The organism is Salinilacustrithrix flava (assembly GCF_041228405.1).
Taxonomy (GTDB): Bacteria; Actinomycetota; Acidimicrobiia; order Acidimicrobiales; family Salinilacustritrichaceae; genus Salinilacustrithrix; species Salinilacustrithrix flava.
Genome location: NZ_CP133888.1, coordinates 3,193,387 through 3,205,716, shown reverse-complemented (window position 1 = coordinate 3,205,716; position 12,330 = coordinate 3,193,387). Strand labels below are relative to the sequence as shown.

Sequence of the window (12,330 nt, the reverse complement as noted above, 5' to 3'; positions counted from 1 at the left end):
ACGACTGCGGGCGCTACGAGCGGGTCGCGCTGATCCGCTCGTAGCGCTCCAGGTACAGATCGGCCAGCAGGTCCATGGAGAACTGGGCGGCCCGCTGGTGCCCGGCCGCCACCAGCTCGGCGCGGTGCTGCTCGTCGTCGAGGGCGCGGCGCAGCGCCGCCGCCAGCGCAGCGGCGTCGCCGACGGTGGCGAGCAGGGCGTCCTGGCCGTGGGTGGCGACGTTGCGGTAGCCGTCGAGGTCGCTGGCCACCACGGCGGTACCGGCGGCCATCGCCTCGAGCAGGACGACACCGAAGGACTCCCCCATCAGCGCCGGCGCGCAGAACACGTCGGCACCGCGCAGGCGGGCCATCTTGTCCTCGTCGCTGATCCGGCCCAGCCACACGATGCGACGGTCGCCGGCGTAGGCCGCCTGCAGCCGCTCGGTCTCGGGCCCGTCGGAGCCGACCCAGACCGTGACGTCGGAGGGCAGCGACTGGAGCGCCTCGAGCAGCAGGGCCAGGCCCTTGCGGGGCTCGTGGCGGCCGCAGAAGAAGATGGTGGGGCCGTCGCCGGCCGTGACCGGGCCCGCTGCGTAGCGATCGATCTCGATGCCGTTGAAGAGCAGCTCGTACTCCCCCGACAGGTACCGGTGGGCCAGCGCACGGGCGTCGGGCGACACGGCGACGCGGTGGCGGAGCCGACGCAGACCCCACCGCAGGATCGGGGCGGCGTAGCGGTAGGAGCTCGAGTCGCCGGCGGCGTGGAAGGTGCCGATCATCGGCACCGCGTTCAGGAGCAGCGCCGTCATGGTCGGGCCGGGGGCGAGCGGCTCGTGCAGGTGGAGCACGTCGAAGCCCTCGTCGAGGATGGCCCGCATCGTGCGCAGCTGCGCCGACGGGTCGGGTGCCACCGGCGCGACCGAGCCGTTGGCTGCGGTGGGCACGCTGACGCCGAGCGGGGTGACGCCGGCGTCGGGCGGGACGCCGTCCGCGGGGGCCAGCACCCGGGTGGGGTGCCCCTTGGTGCGCAGGGCACGGGCCAGCGAGAGCACCTGGCCCTGGACGCCGCCGGGGATGGTGACGCTGTAGGGGCAGAGGATGCCGATCTTCATGCCGGGCCGCCCGAGCCTGCCGGGCCGGTGGAGCGTCCTGCTGCGGCCAGGGCCTCGTGGTCGCTCGGCCAGTTCGGTGACATGAGGTGCCACTGGGTGGGGTCGATGCGGATGAGGGACTCCAGCTCGTGCGCGATGTCCTGGGTGATGCGGGCGACATCGTCGCGCAGGCCGCCTCGGCGCTCGATGAGCATGGGCGGGCGGACCACGGCGTGGTGCCCGCCGCGGGGCTGCTGGAACATGGCGCCGGGCACCAGGTCGGCGCCGGTGCGCAGCGCGAGCGTCGCCGGCCCGGCCGGCAGCGTGGTCCGCTCTCCGAAGAACTCGACCTCGGGGCCGGACCCGTCGATGTCGCGGTCGCTGAGCAGGCACACGAGGTCGTTGCGCTTGAGCGCCTTGATGACCTCGCGGCCCGCGTTCGGGCCGAGGGGCACGATGTGCATGCCGAGGCGGGTGCGGAACTCGGTGAACCACTCGAACACCTCCGGGGGCTCCAGGCGCTCCACGACCGCGGTGATCGGGACGCCGACGACCCGGGTGAACCAGAAGCCCGTCCACTCCCAGCCGCCCAGGTGGGGCAGGACGAGGATCGTGCCCTTGCCACGGTGCAGCGAGCGCTCGAGGTGCTCGTAGCCCTCGTAGGACATGCCGGCGTCGAGCTCGGCGGGGCTGAGCGTGGGCAGCCGGAACGCCTCGAGCCAGTAGGCGGCGTAGGACTCGAAGGTGCGGTTCACGGCCCGGCGCAGGGCCAGGCCGGTGAGGCTCGGATCGACCCGCTGGAGGTTCCGGGCCACCAGCATGCGACGCGTGGCGTCGGGCAGCGCGGCGCCGGTGCCGCCGAGGCGGGCCAGCGGACCGAGCGCGGGTGGGGGGACCTTGCCGGCGACGGCGGAGGCCGCCTGGAACGCGGTGAGGAGGCGGGACCCGGGCACGAGCCGTGCGGCCCGCGGCTACGGGCGGGCGCGGCGCCGGCGGCGGGCGGCGCGCTGCTGGCGCTCGACCCGTCGCAGGGTGCGGCGGCGGCGGTCGCGGTCGATGGGCGTGGCCTGGGGCACGGTGGCCGACGCCTGCTTCCACACCTTCATGAAGCGCTGCCCGGCGGTGATCAGGGTGAGCACCAACATGATCCAGAGCACGGGGATCAGCAGCGAGTCGAACAGCAGGGCGAAGCCGAGCAGGATCAGCCGCTCGGCTCGCTCCATGAGGCCGCCCCGGGCATCGAAGCCGAGGGCCTCGGCCTTGGCCCGCTCGTAGGAGATCAGGAGGGAGGCGCCGAGCACCGCCATGGGGAGCAGGCCGATGCGGCCCGGCTCGGTGCTGTCGAGGTACCAGGCGACGCCGCCGAGCAGAACGGCGTCGGCCACGCGGTCCATGGTCGAGTCGAAGAACGCCCCCCTGGGGGACGCGGTGCCGGACGCCTTGGCCACGGCGCCGTCGAGGACGTCGGGGATGGCGGTGAGGGCGAGCAGCAGCAGGCCGCCGCGCAGCGCACCGTTGGCGATGGCCACCGCGGCGGCACCCGACATCAGCACGCCGAACGCGGTGAGGTGGTCGGCCTTGATGCCCGCACGACGCAGGTTGGCGCCGACCGGCTTCAGGCCCTTCTCGACGCTGGTGCGGAAGCGGCCATCGAACACGCGCAAAGCGTACCAAGCACCCGGCCGATACCGTCGGGACCATGGCCTCCCTGCCGACCGACCACCTGAGCCCGAGCGATGCTGCCGTGGCCGTGCGCTCCTTCCCCCGCCGCTTCCGCGGGGTGCTCGCCCGCCCGGACGAGACCAGCGACACCGACGACGGCCAGCAGGCCGATCCCGACGAGCTGGCCCGCCGCATCGGTCCCGACGGCCGTTCGGCCGCCGACCACCTCCTCGCCGCGGACGGCGTGCTCGCCCTCCTCGACCGGGCCCTCGAGCAGGTGCGCAGCGACGACGACCCCGTCCTGCACCCCGGGGTGGCCGACCTCCGCGGCAGCTGGTGGGAGGACGAGCACACGCCGCTGCCCGCCCTGCTGGATCAGCTCGAGCACACCGCCGAGCGCTGCGCCGACCGCATCGATGCCATCGCCACCGACGACTGGGGACGCCAGGCCCGCATAGCCGACGCCGACGCCACGGTCGGGATCCTCGACGTGGTGCGCGAGGCGGTCGACGTGGTGGCCGGCCACCTCCGCAGCGCCGAGCGCACCATCACCGCGGTCCGCTGATCAGACGGCGGACTCGGGCACCCGCAGCACCACGACGGCGAGGTCGTCGCTGATGTCTCCCCGCTGGTAGTCGACCACCGCCAGCTCGATGGAGCGTGCCGTCGCCGCCGCCGACATCCCGCGGCAGCCGTGCACGACGTCGGCCAGCCGGTCGTCGCCGAACACCTCGCCGTCCCGGCGCACGTCGGTGGCCCCGTCGGTGTAGAGCACGCACGTGTCGCCCGGGCCGAGCTCGACGGACGTCTCCCCGCTCTCGATGTGGTCGAACATGCCGACGAGGTGGCCGGTGGGGCCGACCTGCTCGAGCGACCCGTCGGCCCGCAGCACGAGGATCGGCGGGTGGCCGGCCACCGCGGCTTCCACGCACACCCGCCCGTCGACCGGGCGGAGCCGGGCGTCGACGACCGTGCAGAACGTGCGCTCGGCCAGCTCCGTCATCGCCTGGTTCAGCACCTGGACCGCCTCGGCCGGACGGTGCCGGGCCATGGCCGCCGCTCGCAGGGTGTGCCGAGCCAGCGCAGTGATGCCGGCCGCGGCGGGACCCTTGCCGCAGACGTCGCCGAGGACGATCCCCCAGGACCCGTCGTGGAGCGGGAAGATGTCGTAGAAGTCGCCGCCGATCCCCTGGGTCATCGGCAGGTAGCCGGCCGCCAGGTCCAGGCCCGGGATCACCGGGAGGTCGGGTGGCAGCAGGCTGCGCTGGAGCTGGCGGCTGACCTCGTCGCGCTCGGCCAGCACGCGGGTCCGCTCGGCGAGCTTGGCGCGAGCCACCTCGTGCAGGCGCGCGTTCTCGAGCGCGGTCGCCGCATGGGCACCGAGCCCGCCCAGCAGTCGCGCCGCACCGGCGGGCACGGCCCCGTGGTGGAGCACGACGAGCAGCTCGGTGAGGTCCGGCTCCCACTCGACCGGCACCGCGAGTGCGCCGGGCGCCTCATGGACGCGCGGGCCGGCGCCCCGGGGCGCGGCGTCCGACACGACGCGGGCTGCCTCCTCCGACGCGGCATCCGCCCCGGCCGTGGCGGCGACGACCTCCCACGGGTGCAGGACGCTCGGCCGGCGCACGAGGCCGGCGCCGTCCGCGCCGAGCGCCTCGGCGGCCACCTCCACCACGGTCTCGGCCAGGCGAGCCCGGTCCCGCTCGCGGTTGAGCTGGAGGCTGATCCGATCGAGCGCGCTCAGCACCGGCTGCTCGGCCTCGAGCCGCTCCCGGTGGCGGACCCGGTCGGTGACGTCCATGGCGATCCCGACCAACCCGACCACGTCGCCGGCATCGTCCCGGCGGGCCGAACCCCGTCCCTCGATCCAGACGACCGTGCCGTCGGGGTGGAGGAAGCGGTGCTCGACGACGTGGCGGCCGGTGGCCAGCCCTCGCTCGATGGTGGCTGCCACCCGGTCACGGTCCTCCGGGTGGACCGCAGCCATGAAGTCCTCGAAGGTGCCGCCGAAGCTCCCCGACGGCACCCCGGCGAGACGCTCCATCTCCACCGACCAGGTCACCGCGTCGGCCTCACGATCCCAGTCCCACACGCCCAGCCGGCCGGCTTCGAGAGCCAGGTTCAGCTGCAGGAGCTGGCTGTCGTCTGCAGCGGTCCCGGCCACGGGCGCCATCCTAGGAAGCACCGCCCGTGTGGGCGACGCGCCGATCCCGACATACTGGCCCGATGGCCCGTCCCGAGCCCGCGGCGATCATCGAGCTGATCGAAGCGCGTCGACGTGACGAGCTCGCCGGGATCGTGCGCGAGCTCACCGTCTCCGAGGGCCTGGACGCGGCGATCGCCCTCCTCGTCGAGGTCCAGGTCGACGTCGGTGCCCGGTGGCAGTCCCAGGCATGGACCGTCGCCGACGAGCACGCGGCATCGGCGATCGTGGACCACGCGCTCACGGTTGCATGCGCCGCCACCGGCTCGCCCGACGACGATCGTCGCGTGGTGGTCGCCTGCGCCGAGGACGAGTGGCACGTCCTGCCCGCCCGCATGCTGTCCGAGCAGCTGCGATCCCGCGGGTGGTCCACGCTCTTCCTCGGCTCGTCTGCGCCAGCACGGGAGCTGGGGCGCTTCGTCGCGCACGCCGACCCCGTCGCGGTGGGCCTCAGCTGCTCGATGGACCGGAACCTCCCCGGCGCCCGCCGCTCGATCGAGGCCTGCCACGAGGCCGGCGTGCCCGTGGTCGTCGGCGGCGCCGCCTTCGACGAGCCGGGCCGGGTGGCGGCGCTGGGCGCCGACGCGAGCTGCGCCACGGTCGCCGAGGTGGACGAGCTGCTCGAGGCCTGGGCAGAGGAACCACCCGTGCTCGCCTCGCCGACGGTGGAGGCCCCGCCCCACCTCGACAGCCTCGCCCGCCACCGAGTCCTCGACGCCACGCTGCGCAGCATGGTCGAGCGCATCCACCCCCTCGCCGATGCGCGCCCGCACGAGCTGGTCCGCCTGCAGGAGGACCTCGACGGGCTCCTCCGCGGTGCCGAGGCCGCCGCGCACGTCGCGGACCCTGGCATCGTCGCCGACCACGTGGCCTGGCTCCGCTCGGTCTCCGAGGCCCGCGGCGAGACCCCCGGCCTGGTGGGGGTGGCGCTGGAGGCGCTCGCCGGCGCGGCTCCCGAGTGGATGGACCTACGCGGTGAGCTTTCCGTCGAGGTCTGACCAGTCCTCGGGGTTGCCCTCCACGAGGGTGTCGACGATCGCGCCGTCGACGCCGTCGACGAGCACGAAGCCTCGCTGCTCGGGCGGTTCCTCGGCCGAGTAGAGCAGGATCCGCCACGTCGGACGGCTCCGCAGACCCCGCCAGCCCATCTGCGCCGAGGCGTGGCCGACCGGGAAGCCGACGGCACGGGATGCCTCGACCAGGGCGTCGCGCTCGTCGACCTCGAGATCGAACCCGGCGAGCAGGTGGTAGCCACCGACGAGCGCGAGCACGATGCCGACGATGAGGATGCCGTCGTTCACCAGCACGGCGTCGTCCCCGGCGATGGCCCACACGGCGATGCAGGCCGCGGCGGTGAGCAGGTACAGGTAGCCGGGGATGCGCCGGCGGTTGTTGTCGGGGAAGACGTAGGGACCGACGTAGCCCGCGGCGTCGAGGTCCTCGGGCAGCTCGTCGGTGTACTCCTCGGGTTCGGTCACGGCTCGACGCTACCGTGCGCCGCGTTCGGGGTCCCGAACGCGGCGCACGTCACGCTCGATCAGCTGATCCAGCTCTCCACGACGTCGGCGTTGGCCTCGTCCTGGAGCCACTCGTCGACGGCCTCGGCCTCCTGGCCGGAGTCGTAGGTGTTGAACATCAGGTCCTCGAGGCTGGCGAGCTGGTCATCGGTGAGCTCGAAGCTGCCGAACCACTCGGCGACCTCGGGGAACTCCTCGCTGAAGCCGCTGCGGGCGACGGCGTGCAGCTCCTCTGCACCGCCCATCAGGCCGTCGGGATCCTCGAGGTCCTTGATGTCGTACGCCGCGTAGGCCCAGTGGGGGTGCCACAGGGTCACGACGACGGGCTCCTCGTTGTCGAGCGCCCGCTCGAGCTCGGCCAGCATGGCCGGGGTGCTGCCCTCGACGAGGGTGTAGCCCTCGAGGCCGTAGCCGGGCATCGCCTCTTCGCGGGTCACGCGGGTGAGGCCCGCGCCCGGCTCGATGCCGATGATCTGGCCGTCGAACATCTCGGCCTGGCCGGCGAGGTCACCGATCGTGTCCACGTCGACGTAGGACGGCACGGCGAGGTTGAGCGTTCCCTGGTCGTACCAGGTGCCGAGGTCCTCGAGCTCGTCGCCGTACTCGTCCCAGTAGTCCTCGTGGGTGGACGGAAGCCAGGCGTCGAGGAAGACGTCGAGGTCGCCGGCCGCGAGGCCCTGGAAGGTGGGGGCGGCGTCGAGCTGGGTGGTCTCGACCGTGTAGCCCTGCTCCTCGAGGATGTGGGTCCACAGGTGCGTGACCGCGATGTCCTCGTCCCACGGGATCATGCCGATCTCGATGGTGCCGCCGTCACCGGCTGCCTCCTCGGTGGCGGGGTCGTCGCCGGCTGTGGTCTCGGCGTCGTCGTCGCCGCAGGCGGCCACGAACAGCGCAAGGGCCAGCAGGGCCCCGAGCAGTCGAAGGTTGCGTTGCATTCGCATTCTCTCTCCTTGATTGGGGGAACTCGGTGAGATCTGGGGTCAGGCGGTGCCCGCCGGGGGCGTGCGACGACCGGACGACCCGATCGATGCGGTGGTGCGATCGAGGAAGACCGCCAGGATCACCACGGCGAGGCCACCCTCGAAGCCGACGCCGACGTCGAGGCGGGTGATGCCACGGAAGACCTCGGCGCCCAGGCCGCCGGCACCGACGATGCCGGCGATCACGACCATCGACAGGGCCAGCATGATCACCTGGTTGACGCCGGCCATGATCGTCGGCAGCGCGAGCGGCAGCTGCACCTTGCGCAGGACCTGCCGGGGCGGTGCGCCGAAGGACTCAGCGGCCTCGACCACCTCGGTGTCGACCTGGCGGATGCCCAGCTCGGTCAGGCGAGCGGCCGGCGGCATGGCGAAGACCACCGTCGCGACCACGCCGGGCACGGCGCCGATGCCGAAGAAGGTGATCGCGGGGATCAGGTAGACGAACGCCGGCATCGTCTGCATGAAGTCGAGGACGGGGCGCAGGAGGGAGGACACCCGCTCGTTGCTGGCCGCAGCGATGCCGAGCGGGATGCCGACGGCCACCGCGACCAGGGTGGCGATGACCACCAGCGACAGCGTGGACATCGACTCCTCCCACAGGGTCATGCTCTCGATGAAGAGCATCGACACGAACGTGAAGGCACCGAAGGTGACGCTGCGCAGCCGCCAGGCCAGCAGCCCCATGAGCGCGGCCAGCACGATGGCCGGCGGCCACAGCAGCAGGTCCTCGAGGTGGTCCACCAGCCAGCGGACCTGGTCGGCGACGAGGTCGAAGAAGCCGCCGAGGTTGTCGGTCAGCCAGTCGACCCCCTCGTCGACGCGCTCACCGATGGGGATGCGGGGGATCTCAACCACGGTGGTCCTCCTCCTGGAGCGCGTCTGGGGTGTCGACGGCTTGCCCGCCGAGGGCCGCGAGCAAGGTCACCCGTGGCACGACGCCCACGAGGCGGCCGTGCTCGTCCTCCACGGGCAGGGGCAGCGGCGTCTCGGCCGCCGGCACGAACAGCTCGACGAGCGGGACGTCGGGCGAGATGGTGGCCACGTCGGTGCGGATGGCGGACTCGAGGCTCTTGGCGTCGTGGCGCATGGCCGTGGCGACGTCGTCATCGGTGACGTACCCGCGGAGCTTGCGGTGCGCATCCACCACGAGGAGCCCGGACACCTGCAGCGAGCGCATCGCGCGCATCGCTGCACGGGGGCCGTCGTGGGTGGTGATCACGGCCTGCGGCTTCTCCATGACGGAACCGGCGGTCAGGACCCGGGACCGGTCCACGTCCTGGACGAAGCTGGCGACGTAGTCGTTGGCGGGATCCTGGAGGATGTCCTCGGCCGTGCCGACCTGCACGAGGCGACCGTCCTTGAGCACCGCGATCCGGTCACCGAGGCGCATGGCCTCGTTGAGGTCGTGGGTGATGAACACGATGGTCTTGTGCAGCGTGTCCTGCAGCTCCACGAGCTGGTCCTGCATCTCGCGCCTGATGAGCGGATCGAGGGCGCTGAACGCCTCGTCCATCAACAGCACGTCGGCGTCGGTGGCCAGGGCGCGGGCCAGACCGACCCGTTGCTGCATGCCGCCGGAGAGCTGGTCGGGGTAGCTGTCCTCCCAGCCTTCGAGGCCGACGAGCCGCAGCGCCTCGCGGGATCGTTCCTCGCGCTCGCTGCGGCCGCGCCGGCGGACCTCGAGGCCCCACGCCGCGTTCTCCAGGACCGTGCGGTGCGGGAACAGGGCGAAGTGCTGGAACACCATGCTGACGCTCGAGCTGCGGACCTCCCGCAGCTCGGCCGGGCCGAGCCGGGTGATGTCCCGGCCCTTGAGCTCGATGGTGCCGGCGGTGGGCTCGTGGAGGCGGTTGATGGTGCGCACGAGCGTCGACTTGCCCGAACCGGACAGGCCCATGACGACGAACAGCTCACCGGGCTCGATGTCGAGGCTGATGTCGATGACCGCCGGGACGGCACCGGTCCGCTCCTGGGCCTCCTCTCGCGATACGCCATCGCGCAGCAGCTCGACGGCCTCGGCCGAGCGACGGCCGAACACCTTGTAGATGTTCCTCAGTTGAATCGTTGACATGCGTCTCCGGTCGGCTGGCGCTGGCCCGAGGGTGCGACCCCCAGGAGCACCATGGCCGAGGTCACGGCTGCGGGGACCTCAGCGCGCGGAGACCGGTCGTGCGATCATCCGCCGCGCCTCATCGCAGCTGCGATGGGCAAGAGTTCCTCACGGGTGCTCCCGAGTCGGTCGTTCACCGGCTCGCGCTGTTCAGGCTCCGAGTGTGGCATGCATCGCCCGCGAATCCTCGCTCCGCGGGCGACGCGTCCGTCACGTGGGCCAGGCAGCGCGCAGCTTCTCCCACGTCACCGACAGCGGCTCGGGCAGCACGCGCGCCTCGGCGATCGTGGTCATGAAGTTGGAGTCGGCGTCCCAGCGGGGCAGGACGTGGCCGTGCACGTGGGTCGGCACGCCGGCGCCCGCCGCCCGCCCGAGGTTGAAGCCCACGTTCACGCCCTCGGGCCGGTAGGCCGCCTTGATGGCGTGCACCGACTCGTTCACGAGGCGCCACACGTCGGCGGACTCCTCCCCCGTCAGCTCCTCGAGCGCGCCGACCTCGCGGTAGGGCATGACGAGCAGGTGCCCGGTGCCGTAGGGGTAGGCGTTGAGGATGGCGAAGGCGTGGTCGCCACGATGGATGAGGTACGCCGCCTCGTCGGTGAGGTCCCCGGCGTCGATCGCCCGGAGGATCCGCGTGAACACGGAACCCTGCTCGGCGGAGAGTCCGGCGTTGCCGTCGGCGGTGACCTCGTCCATGTACGCCGTGCGCCACCCGGCCCACAGCCGGTCCAGGGGCGAGCGGGCTCGCTCGTGCTCAGGCGTGGTCACGGATCTCGGCGGTGATGCGCTCGATGAGGTCGGCCACGGGGATGTCGCGCTCGGGCTTGTCGCCGCCGCGCACGTTGTCGGCGACGGTGTCGTTGGCCACGTCGTCGCCGCCCACCACGAGGATGTGGGGCACCTTCTCCATCTTGTGGCGGCGGATGCGGGCGCCGAGGCCGTCGTCGGCCGCCGACACCTCGACCCGCACGCCGGCGTCGCGGAGGCGGTCGGCGACGGTCTGGGCGTGGTCCTCGTGCTCGTCGGCCACCGGGCACACCACGGCCTGGACCGGTGCCAGCCAGGTCGGGAACGCGCCGGCGTAGTGCTCGAGCAGCACGCCGAAGAAGCGCTCGATCGACCCGAACAGGGCCCGGTGCAACATGATCGGCCGGTGCCGCTCGTTGTCGGCACCGACGTACTCGAGGTCGAAGCGCTCGGGCAGGTTGAAGTCGGCCTGGATCGTCGACAGCTGCCAGGAGCGGCCGATGGCATCGCGCACGTCGATGTCGATCTTGGGGCCGTAGAAGGCGGCGTCGCCCTCCTTGACCGCGTACTCCAGGCCGTGGCGATCGAGCGCCTCGCGCAGGGCCTCGGTGGCCTGCTCCCAGATCTCGTCGCTGCCGACGTACTTCTCCGGGTCCTTGGTCGACAGGTTGAAGGTGAAGTCCTCGAACCCGAAGGCCCGCAGCACCGACAGCACGAAGTCGAGCAACCCCGTGATCTCGTCGGCGAGCTGGTCCTCGGTGACGTAGATGTGGCTGTCGTCCTGGGTGAAGCCCCGGATGCGGAGCAGGCCGTGCAGGGTGCCGGCCCGCTCGTAGCGGTAGACGTTGCCCAGCTCGAAGAGCCGGAGCGGGAGCTCGCGGTAGCTGCGCTGCCGGCTGCCGTAGATCAAGCAGTGGATCGGGCAGTTCATCGGCTTCATGTAGTACGTGCCGTTGTCCATCTCCATCGGCGGGTACATGCCGTCCGCGTACCAGTGGAGGTGGCCGGAGGTCTCGAACACCCCGGCCTTGGACAGGTGCGGGCTGTAGACGAACTCGTAGCCACCGGCCTCGTGGCGCTCCCGCGAGTAGTCCTCCATCAGCTTGCGGACGATGCCGCCCTTGGGGTGCCACACGGCGAGGCCGCCGCCGAGCTCGTTGGGGAAGCTGAACAGATCGAGGTCGGTGCCGAGCTTGCGGTGGTCGCGCTTGGCCGCCTCCTCGAGGTGGTCGAGGTGGGCCTGCAGATCGGCCTTCGTCGCCCACGCCGTGCCGTAGATGCGCTGCAGCTGGGGGTTCTTCTCGTCGCCACGCCAGTAGGCGCCGGCGACGCGCATCAGCTTGAAGTGGCCGAGGTGGTCGCTGGTCGTCGGCACGTGCGGACCGCGGCAGAGGTCGATGAAGCCGTCGTGGCCGTGGAAGGTCTGGTTCGGGCGCGGCTCGGGCGGGATGTTCTCGTAGCAGCGCACCTCGCCCCGCTCCGACGTGGCCGACATCGGGTCGGTGGACGCGTTCTCGATGATCTCGAGCTTGTACTTGTGGTCGGCGAAGATCTTCCGGGCCTCGTCCGCGCCGATCTCGCTCTTCACGAAGGGCTGGGACTCCTTCAGGATCTCCCGCATCCGCGCCTCGATGCGCTCGAGGTCCTCCTCGTGGAACGTGCCGCCGTCGGGCAGCTCGAAGTCGTAGTAGAAGCCGTTCTCCACGGGCGGCCCGATGCCGAACGTGGCACCCGGGAACAGCTCGAGCACGGCCTGGGCCAGGACGTGGGCCGTCGAGTGCCGGATGACGTAGAGGCCCTGGTCCGAATCAGCGGTGACGATCGCGACGCGGTCGCCGTCGACCAGCTCGTGGCTCAGGTCGCGCTCGGCGTCGTTGACCTCGGCGATGACCGCCTTCTTGGCCAGGCCCCGGGCGATCGAGCGGGCGAGGTCGCCGGCAGTGGACCCGGTGGGCAGCTCGCGGCTGGATCCATCGGGGAGCGTGACGGCGATCTGATCGGGCATCTGCTGGAGGGTAGCGATGCCCCCGGAGGGC

The 12,330-nt window shown here is 72.1% G+C and carries 12 protein-coding genes; 2 read left to right on the top strand and 10 right to left on the bottom strand.

Annotated features, from left to right (window positions below; genetic code table 11):
• Positions 1-13: 13 nt before the first annotated feature.
• From RGQ06_RS15715 to RGQ06_RS15705, 3 genes are read right to left on the bottom strand one after another with little or no spacing between them, the layout of a single operon-like run.
• Positions 14-1,093, bottom strand: coding sequence for a glycosyltransferase family 4 protein (locus tag RGQ06_RS15715; RefSeq protein WP_432429528.1), 1,080 nt, complete (start codon positions 1,091-1,093; stop codon positions 14-16).
• Positions 1,090-2,025: a phosphatidylinositol mannoside acyltransferase gene (locus RGQ06_RS15710; protein ID WP_432429529.1), complete on the bottom strand. Its 936-nt coding sequence runs from the start codon at positions 2,023-2,025 to the stop codon at positions 1,090-1,092. The genes RGQ06_RS15715 and RGQ06_RS15710 overlap by 4 nt, the downstream gene beginning before the upstream one ends.
• An 18-nt stretch (positions 2,026-2,043) precedes the next feature.
• Positions 2,044-2,730 carry a CDP-alcohol phosphatidyltransferase family protein gene (locus RGQ06_RS15705; protein ID WP_432429530.1) on the bottom strand — a complete coding sequence of 229 codons (687 nt, stop codon included), beginning with the start codon at positions 2,728-2,730 and terminating at the stop codon, positions 2,044-2,046.
• 41 nt (positions 2,731-2,771) lie between these two features.
• On the opposite strand from RGQ06_RS15705, the gene RGQ06_RS15700 reads away from it, so the two are divergent.
• Entirely contained in the window at positions 2,772-3,299 is a 528-nt protein-coding gene (locus tag RGQ06_RS15700) for a hypothetical protein (RefSeq protein ID WP_432429531.1), read from the top strand.
• On the opposite strand, the gene RGQ06_RS15695 is transcribed toward RGQ06_RS15700, so the two are convergent.
• Positions 3,300-4,898, bottom strand: coding sequence for a SpoIIE family protein phosphatase (locus RGQ06_RS15695; protein ID WP_432429532.1), 1,599 nt, complete (start codon positions 4,896-4,898; stop codon positions 3,300-3,302).
• A gap of 62 nt (positions 4,899-4,960) precedes the next feature.
• Here RGQ06_RS15695 and RGQ06_RS15690 point away from each other — a divergent pair, with 62 nt between their 5' ends.
• On the top strand, positions 4,961-5,935 hold the full coding sequence (locus tag RGQ06_RS15690; protein ID WP_432429533.1) for a cobalamin B12-binding domain-containing protein: 975 nt from the start codon (positions 4,961-4,963) through the stop codon (positions 5,933-5,935).
• Here the strand turns inward: RGQ06_RS15690 and RGQ06_RS15685 are convergent.
• The 6 genes from RGQ06_RS15685 to thrS form a co-directional block, all read right to left on the bottom strand.
• Positions 5,906-6,415 (bottom strand): hypothetical protein, encoded by a 510-nt coding sequence (locus RGQ06_RS15685; protein ID WP_432429534.1) that lies wholly within the window; start codon positions 6,413-6,415, stop codon positions 5,906-5,908. The genes RGQ06_RS15690 and RGQ06_RS15685 overlap by 30 nt on opposite strands.
• A 59-nt stretch (positions 6,416-6,474) precedes the next feature.
• Entirely contained in the window at positions 6,475-7,395 is a 921-nt protein-coding gene (locus RGQ06_RS15680) for a glycine betaine ABC transporter substrate-binding protein (protein ID WP_432429535.1), read from the bottom strand.
• Between the two features lie 39 nt (positions 7,396-7,434).
• Positions 7,435-8,292, bottom strand: coding sequence for an ABC transporter permease (locus tag RGQ06_RS15675; RefSeq protein WP_432429536.1), 858 nt, complete (start codon positions 8,290-8,292; stop codon positions 7,435-7,437).
• Entirely contained in the window at positions 8,285-9,508 is a 1,224-nt protein-coding gene (locus tag RGQ06_RS15670; RefSeq protein WP_432429537.1) for a quaternary amine ABC transporter ATP-binding protein, read from the bottom strand. The genes RGQ06_RS15675 and RGQ06_RS15670 overlap by 8 nt, the downstream gene beginning before the upstream one ends.
• Positions 9,509-9,757: 249 nt before the next feature.
• Complete coding sequence (locus RGQ06_RS15665; protein ID WP_432429538.1) at positions 9,758-10,315, bottom strand: HIT family protein; 558 nt, start codon at positions 10,313-10,315, stop codon at positions 9,758-9,760.
• Complete coding sequence (thrS, locus tag RGQ06_RS15660) at positions 10,302-12,299, bottom strand: threonine--tRNA ligase (RefSeq protein ID WP_432429539.1); 1,998 nt, start codon at positions 12,297-12,299, stop codon at positions 10,302-10,304. The genes RGQ06_RS15665 and thrS overlap by 14 nt, the downstream gene beginning before the upstream one ends.
• Between the last annotated feature and the right edge of the window lie 31 nt (positions 12,300-12,330).